At 65.5% G+C, this 17,878-nt stretch carries 15 protein-coding genes; 8 read left to right on the top strand and 7 right to left on the bottom strand.

Going from position 1 to position 17,878, the window contains the following annotated elements:
- Positions 1 to 60: 60 nt before the first annotated feature.
- The 8 genes from ppsA (at position 61) to HNP55_RS02875 (ending at position 9,394) form a co-directional block, all read left to right on the top strand.
- A complete protein-coding gene (ppsA, locus tag HNP55_RS02910; RefSeq protein WP_184295973.1) occupies positions 61 to 2,469 on the top strand; it encodes a phosphoenolpyruvate synthase in 2,409 nt (802 codons plus the stop codon).
- Positions 2,470 to 2,762: 293 nt separating this feature from the next.
- Positions 2,763 to 4,946, top strand: coding sequence for a VC_2705 family sodium/solute symporter (locus tag HNP55_RS02905; protein WP_184295971.1), 2,184 nt, complete (start codon positions 2,763 to 2,765; stop codon positions 4,944 to 4,946).
- A gap of 146 nt (positions 4,947 to 5,092) precedes the next feature.
- Positions 5,093 to 5,455: a 30S ribosomal protein S6 gene (gene rpsF / locus HNP55_RS02900; protein ID WP_184295970.1), complete on the top strand. Its 363-nt coding sequence runs from the start codon at positions 5,093 to 5,095 to the stop codon at positions 5,453 to 5,455.
- A gap of 35 nt (positions 5,456 to 5,490) precedes the next feature.
- On the top strand, positions 5,491 to 5,793 hold the full coding sequence (gene priB / locus HNP55_RS02895) for a primosomal replication protein N (RefSeq protein ID WP_184295968.1): 303 nt from the start codon (positions 5,491 to 5,493) through the stop codon (positions 5,791 to 5,793).
- A 44-nt stretch (positions 5,794 to 5,837) separates the two neighbouring features.
- A complete protein-coding gene (rpsR, locus tag HNP55_RS02890) occupies positions 5,838 to 6,128 on the top strand; it encodes a 30S ribosomal protein S18 (protein ID WP_102767400.1) in 291 nt (96 codons plus the stop codon).
- A gap of 13 nt (positions 6,129 to 6,141) precedes the next feature.
- Entirely contained in the window at positions 6,142 to 6,594 is a 453-nt protein-coding gene (gene rplI / locus HNP55_RS02885) for a 50S ribosomal protein L9 (protein WP_184295965.1), read from the top strand.
- Between the two features lie 192 nt (positions 6,595 to 6,786).
- The gene (dnaB, locus tag HNP55_RS02880) at positions 6,787 to 8,235 is read left to right on the top strand and encodes a replicative DNA helicase (protein ID WP_184295963.1); all 1,449 of its coding nucleotides are present in this window, start codon (positions 6,787 to 6,789) and stop codon (positions 8,233 to 8,235) included.
- Between the two features lie 37 nt (positions 8,236 to 8,272).
- Positions 8,273 to 9,394, top strand: coding sequence for a PA0069 family radical SAM protein (locus HNP55_RS02875; protein WP_184295961.1), 1,122 nt, complete (start codon positions 8,273 to 8,275; stop codon positions 9,392 to 9,394).
- A 52-nt stretch (positions 9,395 to 9,446) separates the two neighbouring features.
- Here HNP55_RS02875 and HNP55_RS02870 read toward each other — a convergent pair whose 3' ends face one another.
- The 7 genes from HNP55_RS02870 to HNP55_RS02840 all read right to left on the bottom strand — a co-directional run bounded on the left by HNP55_RS02870 (position 9,447) and on the right by HNP55_RS02840 (position 17,875).
- The gene (locus HNP55_RS02870; RefSeq protein WP_184295959.1) at positions 9,447 to 9,944 is read right to left on the bottom strand and encodes a NuoB/complex I 20 kDa subunit family protein; all 498 of its coding nucleotides are present in this window, start codon (positions 9,942 to 9,944) and stop codon (positions 9,447 to 9,449) included.
- Positions 9,945 to 10,007: 63 nt separating this feature from the next.
- Entirely contained in the window at positions 10,008 to 11,627 is a 1,620-nt protein-coding gene (locus HNP55_RS02865) for a response regulator (protein WP_184295957.1), read from the bottom strand.
- 256 nt (positions 11,628 to 11,883) lie between these two features.
- Positions 11,884 to 13,029 (bottom strand): molecular chaperone DnaJ, encoded by a 1,146-nt coding sequence (gene dnaJ, locus HNP55_RS02860; RefSeq protein WP_184295955.1) that lies wholly within the window; start codon positions 13,027 to 13,029, stop codon positions 11,884 to 11,886.
- 131 nt (positions 13,030 to 13,160) lie between these two features.
- Positions 13,161 to 15,125 carry a molecular chaperone DnaK gene (gene dnaK, locus HNP55_RS02855; RefSeq protein ID WP_184295952.1) on the bottom strand — a complete coding sequence of 655 codons (1,965 nt, stop codon included), beginning with the start codon at positions 15,123 to 15,125 and terminating at the stop codon, positions 13,161 to 13,163.
- A 148-nt stretch (positions 15,126 to 15,273) separates the two neighbouring features.
- A complete protein-coding gene (grpE, locus tag HNP55_RS02850; RefSeq protein ID WP_184295950.1) occupies positions 15,274 to 15,819 on the bottom strand; it encodes a nucleotide exchange factor GrpE in 546 nt (181 codons plus the stop codon).
- Positions 15,820 to 15,965: 146 nt separating this feature from the next.
- The gene (locus HNP55_RS02845) at positions 15,966 to 16,412 is read right to left on the bottom strand and encodes an RNA-binding S4 domain-containing protein (protein ID WP_184295948.1); all 447 of its coding nucleotides are present in this window, start codon (positions 16,410 to 16,412) and stop codon (positions 15,966 to 15,968) included.
- A complete protein-coding gene (locus HNP55_RS02840; RefSeq protein WP_246448118.1) occupies positions 16,409 to 17,875 on the bottom strand; it encodes a sensor histidine kinase in 1,467 nt (488 codons plus the stop codon). Before HNP55_RS02840 ends, HNP55_RS02845 begins: the two co-directional genes overlap by 4 nt.
- Between the last annotated feature and the right edge of the window lie 3 nt (positions 17,876 to 17,878).

Here is a 17,878-nt window from a genome sequence, read left to right as displayed (position 1 = left end):
AGGCCTGGCGGCTGGCGTCATTGCGGGAGCACCGATTTTTTTACATCCCGGAGCTTTCCCATGTCACAACGCTACGAGCCGACCGCCCTGGTCGTTCCCTTTGAGAATCTGAGAATGACCGATGTCGAGGTGGTCGGCGGCAAGAACGCCAGCCTCGGCGAAATGATTTCCCAACTCGCAGCCTCCGGCGTGCGTGTGCCCGGTGGCTTCGCCACCACGGCCCATGCCTTCCGCGAGTTCCTCAAGCACGAGGGCCTGGACGCCCGCATCGCTGCGCGTTTGTCCACCCTCAATACCGACGATGTGCGCGCCCTGGCCGAGGCCGGTGCAGAGATCCGCGGCTGGCTGGAGGCGCAGCCCTTTCCGGCCGACCTGGAAGCGCAGATCCGCGGCTCCTTCGCCCAGCTGACGGCCGACAACCCCGGCGTCTCCTTCGCCGTGCGCTCCTCCGCCACCGCCGAGGATCTGCCCGATGCGTCCTTCGCCGGCCAGCAGGAGACCTTTCTGAATGTGGTGGGCATCGAGGAGGTGCTGCACAAGATGAAGGAGGTGTTCGCCTCCCTCTACAACGACCGCGCCATCAGCTACCGCGTGCACAAGGGCTTTGCCCACGCCGATGTGGCCTTGAGCGCCGGCGTGCAGCGCATGGTGCGCTCCGACCTGGGTTCGGCCGGTGTGATGTTCACCATCGACACCGAGAGCGGTTTCAAGGATGTGGTCTTCATCACCTCCAGTTACGGCCTGGGTGAGACCGTGGTGCAGGGCGCCGTCAACCCGGACGAGTTCTACGTCCACAAGCCCGCCCTGGCGCGCGGCAAGCTGCCCATCATCCGCCGCAATCTGGGCTCCAAGCTGATCAGCATGGAGTTCAGCACGGCGGAAGAAAAAGCCGCCAGCGGCAAGCTGGTGAAGACGGTGGACACCGCGCCCGAAATGCGCAACCGTTATTCGCTGAACGACGCCGAGGTGATCGAGCTGGCCAAGTACGCCATGATCATCGAGAAGCATTACGAGCGTCCGATGGACATCGAGTGGGGCCGTGATGGCGTCGATGGCCGCCTCTACATCCTGCAAGCCCGGCCCGAGACGGTGAAGAGCCAGGCCGAGGGTCAGGTCGAGCACAGTTACAAGCTCAAGGGTCAGGGTCAGGTGCTGGCCGAGGGCCGCGCCATCGGCCAGAAGATTGGCACGGGCCCGGTGCGTCTGGTGGACAGCGTGGCCGAGATGGACCGCGTCCAGCCCGGCGATGTCCTGGTCACCGATATGACCGACCCCAACTGGGAGCCGGTGATGAAGCGGGCCTCGGCCATCGTCACCAACCGCGGTGGCCGCACCTGCCACGCTGCCATCATCGCGCGCGAGCTGGGCATCCCGGCCGTGGTGGGCTGTGGCGACGCCACCGAGAAGCTGAAGGACGGCCAACTGGTCACCGTGGCCTGCTCGGAAGGCGATACCGGCTATATCTACGACGGCCTGCTGGAAACCGAGGTCAGCGAGGTGCATCGCGGCGAGCTGCCTTACTGCCCCGTCAAGATCATGATGAATGTCGGCAACCCGCAGCTGGCCTTCAACTTCGCCCAGATGCCCAGCGCCGGCGTGGGCCTGGCGCGGCTGGAATTCATCATCAACAACAATATCGGCGTCCACCCCAAGGCCATCCTGGACTATCCGAATATCGACGCCGACCTGAAGAAGGCCGTCGAATCGGTGGCCCGCGGTCATGCCTCGCCGCGTGCCTTCTACGTGGACAAGCTGGTGGAGGGCATTGCCACCATCGCCGCCGCCTTCTTCCCGCGCCCGGTGATCGTGCGTCTGTCGGACTTCAAGAGTAACGAGTACCGCAAGCTGATCGGCGGCTCGCGCTATGAGCCGGACGAAGAAAACCCCATGCTGGGTTTCCGCGGCGCCTCGCGCTATATCAGCGGTGAGTTCAGCGACGCCTTCGCGATGGAATGCGAGGCCTTGAAGCGGGTGCGCGTGGACATGGGCCTCAGCAATGTGGAGATCATGGTGCCTTTCGTGCGCACCGTGCGCCAGGCCGAGCGAGTGGTAGGCATGCTGGCCGAGCGTGGCTTGAAGCGTGCGGCCGCCGGCGGTACGGATGGCTTGCGCGTCATCATGATGTGCGAGGTGCCCAGCAACGCCATCCTGGCCGACCAGTTCCTGGCCCATTTCGACGGCATGTCCATAGGCTCCAACGATCTGACCCAGCTGACCCTGGGCCTGGACCGCGACTCCGGTCTGGAGCAATTGGCCGGTGACTTCGACGAGCGCGACCCCGCCGTCAAGGCCATGATCTCGCGCGCCATCAGCGCCTGCCGCTCCACCGGCAAATACATCGGCATCTGCGGCCAGGGCCCCAGCGATCACCCCGACTTTGCCGACTGGCTGGCGGAAGAGGGCATTGTGTCCATCTCCCTGAACCCGGATTCGGTGATCGAGACCTGGCAGCGCCTGGCCAAGCGTTAAGCCTGGCAAATTGATGCGTGGCGGCCTCTTCGGGGGCCGTTTTTCATGGTGCTTCGAGGAGGCTGTCGGGCTTGGGTCGCCGACAGCGGGAATCGGCCCCAGCGAGGCCAGTTTTTGCCGGATTTGCAGCCCCATAGCTCGGCTATGGGGCAAAAAGCCGGTGAAAAATGGACCGCTGCGGTCGATTTTCCGCCGGCGATTCCCAAGTCCGACAGCCTCCTAGGCCTGGCCGGGCGGCTTGCGCGCAAGGGCGGGTTCTCCGCTATCGACAGGGCCGGCTCGTGGCTCGCATGATGGCAGCCCGCTCCCCACCTGATTCGCTCCTGCCCGGGCCTTGCGCTGGGCCTCTGCCTGTGAATTCTCAGCCCTCTCTACTCGCCGATTCGGCTCCCGCCGGCAGCAAGACCCGTCGCGATGATGGCTTGGCCCTGCGACTGCGCCGCATCTACCTCGGCTACACCCTGGGCTTCATCCTGTTCGTGCTGGCCTTGGCCCTGTTCGAACAGCTGGGCATGTCCAAGACCTGGATAGGCTTTTGTTTTCTGGCTGCGACCGTGGGCGTGTACGCCTGCATAGGCCTGCTGAGCCGCAGCACCGATGCCGACGAATACTATGTGGCCGGCCGCCGCGTGCCCGCCATCTACAACGGCATGGCGGCCGGGGCAGACTGGATGAGTGCGGCCTCCTTCATCGGCCTGGCCGGCACCCTGTATCTCTCGGGTTATGCCGGCCTGGCCTTTGTGCTGGGCTGGACGGGGGGCTTCTGTCTGGTGGCCTTGTTGCTGGCGCCCTATCTGCGGCGCTTCGGGCAGTACACCATCCCGGACTTTCTGGGCGCCCGCTACGGCGGCCATGTGCCGCGCCTGATCGGGGCGGCGGCGGCCATCCTGGTTTCCTTCATCTATGTGGTGGCGCAGATTTATGCGGTGGGCCTGATCACCTCGCGGCTGACCGGCCTGACCTTCGAGATCGGCGTTTTCGTGGGCCTGGGCGGTGTACTGGTCTGCTCGTTTCTGGGCGGCATGCGGGCCGTCACCTGGACCCAGGTGGCCCAGTACATCGTGTTGGTGATCGCCTATCTGGTGCCGGTGATCTGGCTGTGCGCCAAGCAGACCGGCGTGCCCTTGCCGCAGCTGGTCTACGGCTACCAGCTGCAAAAGCTGAGCGTGCGCGAGCAGGAGCTGGCCAAGGACCCGGCCGAATTGCAGGTGCGCTCCCTGTTTGCCCAGAAGGCCGAGGCCTTTGACAAAAAGCTGCAGGATGTGCCGAGCGCCCTGGCCCAGGACCGCCTGCAGGCCTCCCGCCAGGTGGCGGCGCTGAAGGCCCAGGACGCACCGCTGGCCGAGGTGCAGGCGGCCGAAAAACGCCAGGCCGCCTTGCCCCGCACGCCGGCCGATGCGCAGGAGCAATGGGCGCGTGGCAAGGCCTTGAACGAGGCGCGCGCCCAGCCCCTGGCCGGCATGCCGCCGCAGGCGCAGATCTTCTCGGGCGACCCCGAGGGCACGCCGGCGCAACGCCAGCAGTTCGAGGAATCGCGGCGCAACTTCCTGGCCCTGATGTTCTGCCTGATGGTGGGCACGGCCGGCCTGCCGCATCTGCTGACCCGCTACTACACCACGCCCACGGTGGCCGAGGCGCGCAAATCGGTGGCCTGGTCGCTGTTCTTCATCGCCTTGCTCTACTTCACCGCGCCGGCCCTGGCGGTGATGGTCAAGTACGAGGTCTTCACCCAGCTGGTGGGCAGCTCTTTTGCCGAGCTGCCGGCCTGGATAGGGCAGTGGAGCCGGGTGGATGCCAGCCTGCTGTCGGTGTCCGACGTCAACGGCGACGGCATTCTGCAACTGGGCGAGATGCGCATCAGCAGCGACATCATCATGCTGATGACGCCCGAGCTGGCGGGCCTGCCCTTTGTCGTCTCGGGCATGGTGGCGGCAGGCGGCCTGGCCGCAGCCCTGTCCACGGCCGACGGCCTGCTGCTGACCATCTCGGCCGCCATGTCCAACGATGTCTATTACCGCAGCATCAACCCGGCGGCGGCGATGACGCGGCGCGTCACCTTGTCCAAGGCCTTGCTGCTGGTGACGGCGCTGGCCGCGGCAGCCGTGGCGGCGCAGCGGCCGGCCGACATCCTGGCCCTGGTGGCGGCGGCCTTCTCGGTGGCGGCTGCGGCCTTTTTCCCGGCCCTGGTGCTGGGCATCTTCTGGCGCCGCGCCAACGGCCGCGGCGCGGTGGCCGGCATGGTGGTGGGCGTGGCCGTGACGGGTTATTACATGGCCGTGGCCACGCCCTGGCTGCGCACCGCCCTGGGCCTGCAGGGGCCGGCCGAGCTGTGGTGGGGCATACAGCCGATCTCGGCCGGCTTGTTCGGCGTGCCCGCCGGCTTTGCCGCCGTCGGGCTGGTGAGCCTGCTGACGGCGCCGCCGACGGCCGCCCAGCGCCAGTTGATGACGCAGCTGCGCAGCCCGCCCGAGGCCTGATTCTTGGCCAGCCTGGCGCAAGTTGAAAATCTCGGCTAGAATCGCGGGTTCCCCCTTGCCGTGCTCGTTTGAATCGACGCTGCGACACGGCTTCCTCAGGACCGCGATCAACACTGAGCGCGGCCTGGAATCCACAAGGAGTATTTATGCGTCACTATGAAATCGTTCTGCTGATCCATCCGGATCAAAGCGAACAAGTTCCGGCCATGCTGGAGCGTTACAAGAGCCTGATCACCACCGGTGGTGGTGCCGTGCATCGCGTCGAAGACTGGGGCCGCCGTCAAATGGCTTACCTGATCCAGAAGCTGGCCAAGGCTCACTATCTGTGCGTCAACATCGAGTGCAGCGTCGAGACGCTGCAAGAACTCGAAACCGGCTTCCGTTTCAACGATGCCGTGTTGCGTCACCTGACCGTTGTCAAGGCCAAGGCCGAGACCACCCCCTCGGTGATGATGAAGACCGTGGAACGCGAAGACGCCCGCAAGGCGCCTCAAGTCGCTGCGGCCTAATCAGGCCAGGCCTGGTTTGAAGTGATGGCGCGTCGTTGAATCATCTGGTGTTGCAGGCACAGCTCGCCGAGCTGGGGCTTGTGCGCTACACACCGGCAGGCGTGATGGCCCTGGACTGCAGCTTGAAGCATGAGTCCCAGGTGCAGGAAGCCGGCAAACCCCGCAAGGTAGCCATGGAGCTGAAGGCGGTGGTAATCGGTGAGATGGGAAAACGGCTGCAAAGTCTGGGGGTTGGCGGCGAGGCCTTGTTTACGGGCTTTCTGACCACCCAGCGCAATGGTCGCGGTGTGATCTTTCACATCACCGGCCTGGAGCAATGCAGCAGCGGCCTCGCTTGAACAAGGCAATGTTCGTATCCGGATTAAATTAAAGAGGTCACAAAATGGCACCACCACGTGGCAAGGGTCGCTTCTCCAAGGACAAGAAGCCCAAGCGCAATACCCAATCCCTGTTGTTCCGTCGTAAGCGTTTCTGCCGCTTCACCGTCACCGGTGTCGAGCAGATCGACTACAAGGACATCGACACCCTGCGCGATTTCATCGGCGAAAACGGCAAGATCACGCCCGCCCGCCTGACCGGCACGCGCGCTTTCTTCCAGCGTCAGCTGACTGTGGCCATCAAGCGTGCGCGTTTCCTCGCCATGCTGCCCTACAGCGACCAGCACAAGGTTTGAGGAGTAGCCAACCATGCAAATTATTCTGCTTGAAAAAGTGGCAAACCTCGGCAACCTGGGCGACGTCGTCACGGTCAAGAACGGTTATGCACGCAACTTCCTGATCCCCACTCGTCAAGCACGTCGTGCCACCGAGTCGGCCATCAAGGAATTCGAAGCCAAGCGCGCCGAGCTGGAAAAGGCTGCTGCTGAGAAGCTGGCCGCGGCTCAAGCCCTGGGCGAAAGCCTGAACGGCAAGACCGTGCAAATCAGCCAGAAGGCTGGCGTGGACGGCCGTCTGTTCGGCTCGGTCACCAATGCCGACATCGCTGACGCGCTGGTCAAGCTGGGTTTCGCCATCGCCAAGTCGCAAGTGCGCCTGCCCCTGGGCCCGCTGAAGGCCGTGGGCGAGTTCTCCGTGAACGTCGCTCCCCACACCGATGTGGTCGTGGATATCAGCGTCCAAGTGGTTCGCGAAGCCGAGTAAATCGTGCACAAATCGGGCGAGAAAATCGCCCGTCAGCCGCCCTCTTTCGGGGTAGCATGGAAAAGCCGACGCTGATGAAGCCGTCGGCTTTTTGCTTTTCATCGCATCCGCTCGCCCCGCCTTGTCCCTGAGAGGTCCGGAGCCTTTGTCGCAGGCTGCCCCAGCAACTAATCGCTGTTTCCGAGTTCATTGATGAGCGCAACTTTTTCATCTCCTTCCCTGCCGACCCCTCCCGGCTCCGCCAACGGCGGCGAGCGCCGCGATGACGATGTCGCGCGCCTGCGCGTGCCGCCGCATTCCATTGAGGCCGAGCAAAGCGTGCTGGGCGGTCTGCTGATCGACAACTCGGCCTGGGACCGCGCGGGCGACTTGCTGACCGAGAGCGATTTCTACCGCTTCGAGCACAAGCAGATCTTCAGCGCCACCGGCAAGCTCATCAATGCCGGCAAGCCGGCCGATGTGGTGACGGTGTTCGAGGAGCTGACCTCCATCGGCAAGGCCGAGGACTGCGGCGGCCTGGCCTATCTGAATGCCTTGGCGCAGAGCGTGCCCAGCGCCGCCAATCTGCGCCGTTATGCCGAGATCGTGCGCGAGCGCGCCATCCTGCGCAAGCTGGTCACCGCCAGCGACGAGATCGCCACCGCGGCCCTGACGCCGCAGGGCCGGGCCGTGACCCAGATCCTGGATGAGGCCGAGGGCAAGATCTTCCGCATCGGCGAGGAGGGCTCGCGCAGCCGCCAGGGTTTCCAGAGCATGGACAACCTGGTCGTCGCGCTGATCGACCGCGTCAACGAGCTGGCCGAGAACGGCGCCGAGGACGTCACCGGCGTGCGCACCGGCTTCTACGACCTGGACCGCCAGACCGCAGGCCTGCAGCCGGGCGATCTGATCGTGCTGGCGGCCCGCCCCTCCATGGGCAAGACGGCTTTCGCCGTGAATATCGCCGAGAATGTGGCCATCAACGAGGGCCTGCCCGTCGTCATCTACTCGATGGAAATGGGCGCGGCCCAGCTGGCCCTGCGTATGGTGGGTTCCATCGGCCGCATCGACCAAGGCCATCTGCGCACCGGCCGCCTGGCCGATGACGAATGGGGCCGTTTGTCCGAGGCGGTGGACAAGCTGGGCAAGGCCAGCATCTTCATCGACGAGAGCCCCGGCCTTTCGCCCAGCGAGGTGCGCGCGCGCGCGCGCCGCCAGGCCCGCATTTGCGGCCAGTTAGGCCTGATCGTGATCGACTACCTGCAGCTGATGAGCGGCAACGGCGGCAACGAGGAAAACCGCGCCACCGTCATCGGCGAGATCTCGCGCGGCCTGAAGGCCCTGGCCAAGGAGCTGCAATGCCCGGTGATCGCGCTCTCGCAGCTGAACCGCTCGGTCGAAACGCGACCCGACAAGCGCCCCATGATGTCCGATCTGCGCGAGTCCGGCGCCATCGAGCAGGACGCCGACATCATCATGTTCATCTACCGCGACGAGTACTACACCAAGCAGGAATGCAAGGAACCGGGCGTGGCCGAGATCATCATCGCCAAGCAACGTAACGGCCCTGTGGGCACGGTCAAGCTCTTCTTCCAGCGCATGCACACCAAGTTCGAGAACCTGGCGCCCGACTACGTCAGCCCGGTTGGCGACGAGTACTGATTGAAAAACAAGGTGGCGCACTGTATAAATAAACAGTATGCCGCCCGCAAGCCCCAAGCCCGATCTCCTCATCCCCGCCCAGGCCTTGAAAGGCCGGGGCACGGCCTGGGCGATTGCCCACCGCTTCGAGCGCGATCAGCGCGAGGCTTTTGACGACGGCTGGGGCACGCTGGAACAGGCGGCGGACGAGCAGCTCCTGCCGCCTCGCACCCAGATCATCGAGGAACAGGCCGGCCGCATCCTGAGCCGCAACCAGTCGCCCGACATCCCCTTCGACCGTTCCATCAATCCCTATCGGGGCTGCGAGCATGGTTGTGTTTACTGCTTTGCGCGCCCCACTCATAGCTATCTAGGACTCTCGCCGGGGCTGGACTTCGAGACCCGCATCGTCGCCAAGACGAATGCCGCCGAGCGCCTGCGCGCCGAGCTGAGCAAGCCCGGCTACCGCCCGCAGCCGATCTGCCTGGGGGCCGCCACCGATGCCTATCAGCCGATCGAGCGCAAGCTGCGCATCACCCGCGGCCTGATCGACTTGCTGCATGAATGCCGCCACCCGCTCTCCATCGTCACCAAATCGGCCGGCATCCTGCGCGATCTCGACCTGCTTGGCCCCATGGGCCGGGACGGCCTGGCCTCGGTCTATGTCTCCATCACCACGTTGGACGCGGGCCTGGCCCGCATCCTGGAGCCGCGGGCGGCCTCGCCGCAAAGCCGCTTGAAGGTCTTGAAGGCCCTGGCCGAGGCCGGTGTGCCGGTGGGGGTCAGCGTCTCGCCCCTGATCCCTTTTCTCAACGAGCCCGAGTTGGAGCGGGTGCTGGAAGCCGCCGCGGCATTGGGCGCGCGCAGCGCCTTTAGCATCGCCCTGCGCCTGCCTTGGGAGGTGAACCCCTTGTTCCAGGACTGGCTGCAGCAGCATGTGCCCGAGCGGGCCGCACGCGTCATGGCGCGCTTGCACGATATGCGCGGCGGGCGCGATAACGACGCGCGCTTCGGCATCCGCATGAGGGGCGAGGGGCTGTGGGCGGAGCTGGTACGCCAGCGCCTGCGCAAGGCCTGCGCACGCCTGGGCCTGAACCGTGAACGTATCGCCTTGGATCTTGGCCAGTTTCGGCCGCCCCAGGCTGCGGTCGGCAGCCAGAAGCAGGGCGAGTTGTTTTAGCCGCTCTTGATCTCGCAGGTGCAAGGGCCACAGGCTGGGGTCTTGGGCCTGGTTAGCGTAGCAGTATGGGTCGTTCGCCAGACTCGCGAATCTTGCGCTGTAGCTGCAAGATACCGTAGAGCAAGGCCTCCGCCGTCGGCGGGCAGCCGGGCACGTAGACGTCCACCGGCACGATGCGGTCGCAGCCGCGCACCACCGAATAGCTGTAGTGGTAGTAGCCGCCGCCATTGGCGCAGGAACCCATGGAGATGACGTAGCGTGGCTCGGCCATCTGGTCGTAGACCTTGCGCAAGGCCCGGGCCATCTTGTTGGTGAGGGTGCCGGAGATGATGATCAGGTCCGACTGCCGCGGGCTGGGGCGCGGGATCATGCTGAAGCGCTCCATATCGTAGCGGGCCGCTGCCGCGTGGATCATCTCCACCGCGCAGCAGGCCAGGCCGAAGGTCATGTACCAGAGGCTGTTGCTTTGAGCGGCATGCAGCAGATCCTCCAGCTTGCTCAGCACAAAGCCGTCGCGTTCCAGTGAGTAGGTGTTGTTGGGGCTTTCCATGGCCGCATGGTGGGCGAACCAGCGCGGCTTGTCTTGAAGGATTCCGACAGGGTGGCCCAGGCCTCAGCCGCGCAAGGCCAGCCCGCCCGCCGCGCGGCTGCGGCTGCTGCTGATGCCCAGCGGCAGCACAAAGTGTTTTTGCAGCTCGACGATCTGATCGGCCAGGGCCGGGGCGTCCTCGATTTTCTCGGCATGGCGCTTGAGCACCAGGCTGGCCATATCGATCAGCTTGGCATTGCGGGTGGCCTCGCCTTGCTGGATCAGCAGGGCCACGCCCACCCGGGCCGAGCCCCGCATGCTGTGGCGCATGGCGGTTTCCGCGATCTCGAAGATGCGGGTGTGGCAGGCCTGGAACTCCTGGGCCACGGCCGTATTGCTCTCGCTCATCGCCACCAGCAGCTCGCTGCTGGCCTTGGAGGTGCAAAAGCGCAGGCCCATCTGCTGCATCAGCGGCGGCATTTCGTCGAGCTGCACGTCTTGCGCGGCCAGGCGTATCCACAGGCCGACCAGCAGGGTGGCGGCCTCCAGATTGAAGTCTTCCTGATCGATTTCGGCCGAGAGCTGGCGGGCCAGTTCCAGCGCCGCGCCTATCTTGCGTTCCTGCAGGGCCCGCAAGGCCTGGAAGACCAGGGCAAAGCGCTGCAAGCGCTGCTCCTTGGGCTTGCGATCCAGCTCCTGCAGCAGGGCGTCCTGGGCGTATTTGAGGCCTTTGCTGTCGCGGGCGTCAAAGCGCATCAGGCCCACCAGCATCAGGCTGAGCATGTCGAACAGCTTGGAGCGCAGGCCCTGGGCGATGGTGCGCTCCAGCATCTTCAGGGCCTCGGCGCGTTCGCCGGCGTAGAAGGCCAGGCTGCCGCAGCTTTGCTGGCGCAGCAGGCAACCGGGTGTCAGCGAGGCGGCCATGCGGTAGGTTTTGAGCGCGGCGCTGATCTCGCCCTGTTCCATCTGCACCCGGCCCATCACATCGTAGGAGTCGGCGTAATCGGGGATCTCGCCGATCAAGGTCTCCAGCGTGCGGCGGGCGGCGATCACATTGCCCGAGACCAACTCGGTGCGCGCCACCCCCAGGCGGGCCCAGGGCACGGTGCGGGCCTCGACGATGGCATCGTAGAGCTTGCGGGCGTCGGCATAACGAGTTAGACGCAGCAGCAGTTCGGCCCCGATGCGGGCGGCGTAAAGCCAGAACTCCGCCTTGGCGGCGAAGCGTTTCAGGCAGTGGCTGGCGGCGGTTTCGTAGTCCTGTTTTTCAATCGCCTCGAAGATGTCCTTGAGCACGCGTTTGCGGTGCCTGGCTTGGGTCAGACGCTCGGACAGGGAGGCGCTGGTATAGGGCTTGATCAGGTAGGCGTCCAGCGCGGCCTCGGCGGCCTCGGCCACCTTGGCATAGGTGGCCTCGCCGGTGACCATCACGAAGACGGTGGAGTAGGGCAGCAGTTGCTCGCGGCGCAACTCGTCCAGCAGGTCCTGGCCCGACATCTCGGTGCCGTCGAAGTGATAGTCGCACAGCACGATGTCATAGGCCTTGTGCTCCAGAATCATGCGGGCGTCCTGGATGCGGGTGGCCTGGCGCACCGTGCCCACGCCCAGATCCCGCAGCTGCGCGGACATCAGGCTGCGCGAGGTGGAGTTGCTGTCGATGATGAGGGCGCTGGCGTCCTGGATGCTGCTGTCCATCATGGCCATCTGCTAGCTCCTGGGTTCAGGCGGCGGCAAGCCGCGGCCCTGGGCGGAGTCGGGGTGGATGCGCGGGCAGGGCAGGAGCAAGGCAAGGAGGGGTTCACAAAGTCCTTATCGGCAGCATGTCTTGAGCGCTTGAGCGGCTGCAGCGAAGCCTAAGGTGCGAAATACGCACAAAAACAGCGGTAGTTCTGGGCGCAGCCCCAACAAAAACGCCCGGACTCTTGCGAGTGCGGGCGTTTGCTTTTGCGGGCCTCAGGGCTTATTTGAAGATGTCCTTGACCCGGTCGGTCCAGCTCTTGGCATTGGGTGAGTGGCGTTCGCCGCCGTCGCGGAAGCTCTTGTCCAGCTCCTTCATCAGCTTGCGCTGGTGCTCGGTCAGCTTGACCGGGGTCTCCACGCTGATGTGGCAGTAGAGGTCGCCGGGGTAGCTTGAGCGCACACCCTTGATGCCCTTGCCGCGCAGGCGGAAGGTCTTGCCGTGCTGGGTGCCTTCGGGCAGTTCGATCTCGGCCTTGCCGCCCAGCGTGGGCACCTCGATGCTGCCGCCCAGGGTGGCGGTGGTCAGGCCCACCGGCATGGTGCAGTGCAGGTCGTCGCCGTCACGCTCGAAGATATCGTGCTGCTTGATGCGGATCTCGATATAGAGATCGCCCGCCGGGCCGCCGTTGACACCGGGCTCGCCATTGCCGGCCGAGCGTATGCGCATGCCCTCGTTGATGCCGGCGGGGATCTTCACCTCCAGCGTCTTGCTCTTCTTCACCTTGCCCTGGCCGTTGCAGGCCGTGCAGGGGTCGGGAATGATCTTGCCCGTGCCGTGGCAATGCGGGCAGGTCTGTTGCACCGAGAAGAATCCCTGGCGCATGTGTACGGTGCCCGAGCCATTGCAGCTGCCGCAGCTCTTGGCGCTGGTGCCGGGCTTGGCGCCCGAGCCGCCGCAGGTCTCGCAGCCTTCCCAGCTGGGGATGCGGATCTGCGATTCCTTGCCGCGCGCCGCTTCTTCCAGCGTGATCTCCATGGCGTAGCTGAGGTCGTTGCCGCGGTAGACCTGCTGGCCGCCGCCGCGCCGGCCACCGCCCGCGCCACCGTTGAAGATGTCGCCGAAGATGTCGCCAAAGGCCTCGGCGAAGCCGCCAAAGCCTTCCGCGCCCGGACCGCCGCGGCCGCCCATATTCGGATCCACGCCGGCATGGCCATACTGATCGTAGGCCGCGCGCTTTTGCGCGTCGGAGAGCATCTCGTAAGCCTCTTTGACTTCCTTGAACTGCTCTTCGGCCTTTTTCGCACCCTCGCCCTGATTGCGGTCGGGGTGGTACTTCATGGCCATCTTGCGATAGGCCTTCTTGATGTCGTCCTCGGTCGCCGTCTTGGCGACACCGAGGGCTTCGTAATAGTCACGCTTTGCCATGGGCGGGGTCCGTGCGTATCAAACAACAGCGCCGCGCCTAGCCGTTGGGGTGTCAAACCCTTTGGGAGCTGCGGCGCGGCGGCGGGATTCAAGGGCCGAGGCTTTGCGGCCCCGGTGCCTTGAGAGGGGTCTTACTTCGAGTCTTTGACTTCCTTGAACTCGGCGTCGACGACGTTGTCGTCGGCCGGCTTGGCGGAAGCTTGCTGAGCACCCTGGGCATGCTCGCCAGCACCGGCGGCGCCAGCGGCAGCCGCAGCGGCGGCCTCGGCACCCTGGCCTTCGGCGTAGATCTTCTCGCCCAGCTTCTGGCTGGCCGTCATCAGGGCTTCGGTCTTGGCTTCGATATCGGCCTTGTCATCGCCCTTGATGGCTTCTTCCAGGGTCTTGATGGCGGCTTCGATCTTGTCCTTCTCGCCGGCTTCGAGCTTGTCGCCATGCTCTTGAACAGACTTCTTCACCGAGTGCACCATGCCGTCGGCCTGGTTCTTGGCCTGCACCAGCTCGACCTTGAGCTTGTCCTCGGCGGCATTGGCCTCGGCGTCCTTGACCATCTTCTCGATCTCGGCCTCGGACAGGCCGGAATTGGCCTTGATGGTGATCTTGTTTTCCTTGCCCGTGCCCTTGTCCTTGGCGCCCACATGCAGGATGCCGTTGGCGTCGATGTCGAAGCTCACCTCGATCTGGGGCGTGCCGCGCGGTGCCGGCGGGATGCCTTCCAGATTGAACTCGCCCAGGCTCTTGTTGCCGGTGGCCAATTCGCGCTCGCCCTGGTAGACCTTGATGGTCACGGCCGGCTGGTTGTCGTCGGCGGTGGAGAACACCTGGCTGAACTTGGTCGGGATGGTGGTGTTCTTCTTGATCATCTTGGTCATCACGCCGCCCAGGGTCTCGATGCCCAGGGACAAAGGCGTCACGTCCAGCAGCAGCACGTCCTTGCGGTCGCCGCCCAGCACCTGGCCTTGAATGGCCGCGCCCACGGCCACGGCCTCGTCGGGGTTGACGTCGCGGCGCGGATCCTTGCCGAAGAACTCCTTGACCTTCTCCTGCACCTTGGGCATGCGGCTCATGCCGCCGACCAGGATCACGTCATCGATGGCCGAGACCGACACGCCGGCATCCTTGATGGCGGTGCGGCAGGGGGCGATGGTGCGCTCGATCAACTCGTCCACCAGCGACTCCAGCTTGGCGCGGGTCAGCTTGATGTTCAGGTGCTTGGGGCCGGAAGCGTCGGCGGTGATATAGGGCAGGTTGACATCGGTCTGCGAAGAGTTCGACAGCTCGATCTTGGCCTTCTCTGCGGCTTCCTTCAGGCGCTGCAGGGCCAGCACGTCCTTGGTCAGGTCAACGCCCTGTTCCTTTTTGAACTCGCTGACGATGTAGTCGATGATGCGCTGGTCGAAGTCTTCACCGCCCAGGAAGGTGTCGCCGTTGGTGGACAGCACTTCGAACTGCATTTCGCCATCGACGTCGGCGATCTCGATGATGGAGACGTCAAAGGTGCCGCCGCCCAGGTCGTAGACGGCGATCTTGCGGTCGCCCTTGCCATGCTTGTCCAGGCCGAAGGCCAGGGCCGCGGCGGTGGGCTCGTTGATGATGCGCTTGACGTCCAGGCCGGCGATGCGGCCGGCGTCCTTGGTGGCCTGGCGCTGGGCGTCGTTGAAGTAGGCGGGCACGGTGATGACGGCCTCGCTCACTTCCTCGCCGAGGTAGTCCTCGGCGGTCTTCTTCATCTTGCGCAGGATCTCGGCCGAGACTTGCGGCGGCGCCAGCTTCTTGCCGCGCACTTCCACCCAGGCGTCGCCGTTGTCGGCGGCGGTGATGGTGTAGGGCATCAGGTCGATGTCCTTCTGCACTTCCTTTTCGCTGAACTTGCGGCCGATCAGGCGCTTGACCGCGTACAAGGTGTTCTTGGGGTTGGTGACGGCCTGGCGCTTGGCCGAGGCGCCGACCAGGATCTCGCCATCTTCCTGATAAGCAATGATGGACGGCGTGGTGCGGGCGCCTTCGGCGTTCTCGATCACGCGCGTCGTGTTGCCTTCCATGACGGCCACGCACGAGTTCGTGGTGCCCAAGTCAATGCCGATGATCTTTCCCATGTTTCGTTCTCCTGATAAGGCTGTGATGGGCGCGGCCGGCGGGGGAGGTCGGCGGCGCTGTCATAAGGTTTGAAGCAGATGCTTCTAAGCTGTGGATAAGTCCGGCCCTTTCAAGGGGCGCGGCCTGTGCATTTTTTGGCTGGAGGGCTCAGCGCGGGGCCGACACGGTCACCAGGGCCGGGCGCAGCACGCGCTCGTTGATCGAGTAACCTTTTTGCAGCACGGCCACCACGGTGCCCGGGTCTTGCTCGGCCGGCACGACCGAGATGGCCTGGTGCTGGTGCGGGTCGAATTTGGCGGCGGCGGCGGGGTTGATCTCCAGCACCTTGTTGCGCTCCAGCGCGGATGCCAACTGGCGCTTGGTGGCGTGCACGCCTTCCAGCACGGTCTCGACCTTGGCCTCGGGCATGGCAATCGCGGCTTCCATGCTGTCCATCACCGGCAGCAAGGCCTCGGCAAAGGACTCGACGGCGAATTTGCGCGCCTTGGACATTTCTTCTTCCGAGCGGCGGCGGATGTTCTCCACCTCGGCCTTGGCGCGCAGATAGGCGTCGGACATCTCGGCCAGACGCGCCTCGACCTCGGCCAGCCTGGCTTCCGGGCCGGCGCTCGCGCCTTGTTCTTGGCTCAGATCGGCGGCCGCATTCGAGGCTTCACCGGCGGGATCTTGAGGGTTTGTTTGAGCGTTGTTCATGGTGCAGTAAAGAAGCAGTGGCGGGCATATGGGAGCCATGCCCTGCATTTCAAGAGGGTATTTTGGAAGCTTTCACTCGGAAAACCCGAAGCTGGGATTGTCGCTCAGGCGGGCCGGGCGGCCTGCAAGCCTGCACAGCCCTCGGATCAAGCCTCGTCGCTGGCGCTCCAGCGCTCCCAATCGGCCAGGCGGCGCCGGTCTTGTTTGGTGGGGCGGCCCTGGGTGATGGACTGGGCCGGCTCGGGGGCGAGACGGCGCTGCTCGATCGCGCGGGCGCGCTCGGCCTGGCTTGCCGGCGTCTCCTCGTACAGCGCCTGCGCCTGCGGGGCGGGCCCGCGGGCGTGGCTGAGGCCGCGCACCCAGACTTCGCGGCTGTGTTCCCCTTGGCGCAGGCGCACGAGGTCGCCCAGCTTCATCTCGCGCGAGGCCTTGGCCACCTGACCGTTGATCTGCACCCGGCCATGGCCTATTTCCTCGGCCGCCAGCGCGCGGGTCTTGAAAAAGCGCGCGGCCCACAGCCATTTGTCCAGACGCAAACCCGCTGTGGCCGGGTCCTTGCCTGCATGCTTGTTCTTGGTGTTAGGCGAACTCATGGGCTTGGATTGTCCGCCAAGGGCAGGCGCACCACCGCGTCCAGGCCCAGCACTCGGGCCGTGGCCTGCTGCTTGGCCGCGCCCGCGGCTTTGGCCAGGCGGTTCTCCAGATTGATGCTGCCGCCCATGGACTGCACGATCTCGCGGCAGATGGCCAGGCCCAAGCCGGCGCCATCGCTGCCGCCGCTGGCAAAAGGCTGCATCAGGCGCGGCCGCAGGCTGGCGGGTAGGCCCGGGCCGCTGTCGGCGATGTCCAGCTGCGCCATGCCCTCCAGCGGGCGCAGGCGCACGCTCAGGCGGCCCTGCCTGGGGCTGTGCTTGAGGGCGTTGTGCAGCAGATTGCGCACCAGCTCGCGCAGCGCCCAGGCATGGCCCCGCACGGTGCAGGGCTGGGTGTCGAGCTCGAAGTCCAGGCCGGCCTCGGCGATCAGCGGCGCCAGGTCTAGCGCCACCTCGCGCACCGTCTCGGCCAGGTCCAGGGCCGGCGGGTCGCCCTGCTGGCGCAGCTGTTCCACCTTGGCCAGGGCCAGCATCTGGTTGGCCAGCTGGGTGGCGCCGTCTATCGTCAGGCCGATCTCGTCCAGGGCCTGGGCCAGTGGCAGATCGCCGCGCTGGGCCGACTGCACCTGCACCTTGAGCACGGCCAGCGGGGTGCGCAGCTGGTGGGAGGCGTCGCGCACAAAGCGTTTCTGGTGGCTGAGCAGGCTGGCCTGGCGGTCCCAGGCTTCGTTGATGGCGGCGACCAAGGGCAGCAGCTCCACCGGCGTCTGCGGCGCGTGGATGGGGCGCAGGTCATCGCCTTCGCGGGCGGTGATGGCCTGGCTCAGCTCGCGCACCGGCCGGGTGGCGCGCTGCACCACCAGCCAGACCACGGCGGCAATCACCGCCAGCAGGGCGGCCTGGCGCCACAGCGTGGCCAGCAGCACCTGGCGGGCCAGGGTGCGGCGCAGCTCCAGGGTCTCGGCCACCTGGATGGTGGCCAGGCCCATGCCGGCCTCGTCGGAGACGGGTTGCAGCAGCACCGCCACCCGCACCGGCTTGCCCAGATAGTGGTCGTCGTAGAAGTCCACCAGGGCGGCGTAGATGCCGCGGTCGGGCAGCTTGCCTGCCCAAGCGGGCAGGCCGCCAAAGCCCGACACCAGCTCGCCCTGGAAGCCGGTGACCTTGTAATACATGCGGCTGCGGTTGTCGGCCTCGAAGGCCTCCAGGGCGGAGTAGGGCACGGTGGCCTTGAGCCGGGGTGTGCCGTCGGTGTCGCTGACTTCCAGCAGCTCGCCGATGGCCTTGGCCGAGGCCAGCAGGGTGCGGTCGTAGGCGGTGTCGATGGCGTCCAGGGCGTCGTGGTAGAGCCGGTTGGCATTGATCACCACCAGCAGGCCCACCGGCAGCAGGATGCCCAGCAGCAGGCGGCTGCGCATTGACAGGCCGCTCATGCGCCGGCCCAGCAGCTTCAGTGCAGTCATGGG

Source organism: Roseateles oligotrophus (assembly GCF_014204525.1).
Taxonomy (GTDB): Bacteria; Pseudomonadota; Gammaproteobacteria; order Burkholderiales; family Burkholderiaceae_C; genus Paucibacter_A; species Paucibacter_A oligotrophus_A.
This window is presented reverse-complemented; position numbering and strand designations above follow the sequence as displayed.

Bases quoted from the DNA above. Each gene is read 5' to 3' on its own strand.
- ppsA (WP_184295973.1), top strand. From the start codon at position 61: ATGTCACAACGCTACGAGCCGACCGCCCTGGTCGTTCCCTTTGAGAAT.
- HNP55_RS02905 (WP_184295971.1), top strand. From the start codon at position 2,763: ATGGCAGCCCGCTCCCCACCTGATTCGCTCCTGCCCGGGCCTTGCGCT.
- rpsF (WP_184295970.1), top strand. From the start codon at position 5,093: ATGCGTCACTATGAAATCGTTCTGCTGATCCATCCGGATCAAAGCGAA.
- rpsR (WP_102767400.1), top strand. From the start codon at position 5,838: ATGGCACCACCACGTGGCAAGGGTCGCTTCTCCAAGGACAAGAAGCCC.
- rplI (WP_184295965.1), top strand. From the start codon at position 6,142: ATGCAAATTATTCTGCTTGAAAAAGTGGCAAACCTCGGCAACCTGGGC.
- dnaB (WP_184295963.1), top strand. From the start codon at position 6,787: ATGAGCGCAACTTTTTCATCTCCTTCCCTGCCGACCCCTCCCGGCTCC.
- HNP55_RS02875 (WP_184295961.1), top strand. From the start codon at position 8,273: ATGCCGCCCGCAAGCCCCAAGCCCGATCTCCTCATCCCCGCCCAGGCC.
- HNP55_RS02870 (WP_184295959.1), bottom strand. From the start codon at position 9,944: ATGGAAAGCCCCAACAACACCTACTCACTGGAACGCGACGGCTTTGTG.
- HNP55_RS02865 (WP_184295957.1), bottom strand. From the start codon at position 11,627: ATGGCCATGATGGACAGCAGCATCCAGGACGCCAGCGCCCTCATCATC.
- dnaJ (WP_184295955.1), bottom strand. From the start codon at position 13,029: ATGGCAAAGCGTGACTATTACGAAGCCCTCGGTGTCGCCAAGACGGCG.
- dnaK (WP_184295952.1), bottom strand. From the start codon at position 15,125: ATGGGAAAGATCATCGGCATTGACTTGGGCACCACGAACTCGTGCGTG.
- grpE (WP_184295950.1), bottom strand. From the start codon at position 15,819: ATGAACAACGCTCAAACAAACCCTCAAGATCCCGCCGGTGAAGCCTCG.
- HNP55_RS02845 (WP_184295948.1), bottom strand. From the start codon at position 16,412: ATGAGTTCGCCTAACACCAAGAACAAGCATGCAGGCAAGGACCCGGCC.
- HNP55_RS02840 (WP_246448118.1), bottom strand. From the start codon at position 17,875: ATGACTGCACTGAAGCTGCTGGGCCGGCGCATGAGCGGCCTGTCAATG.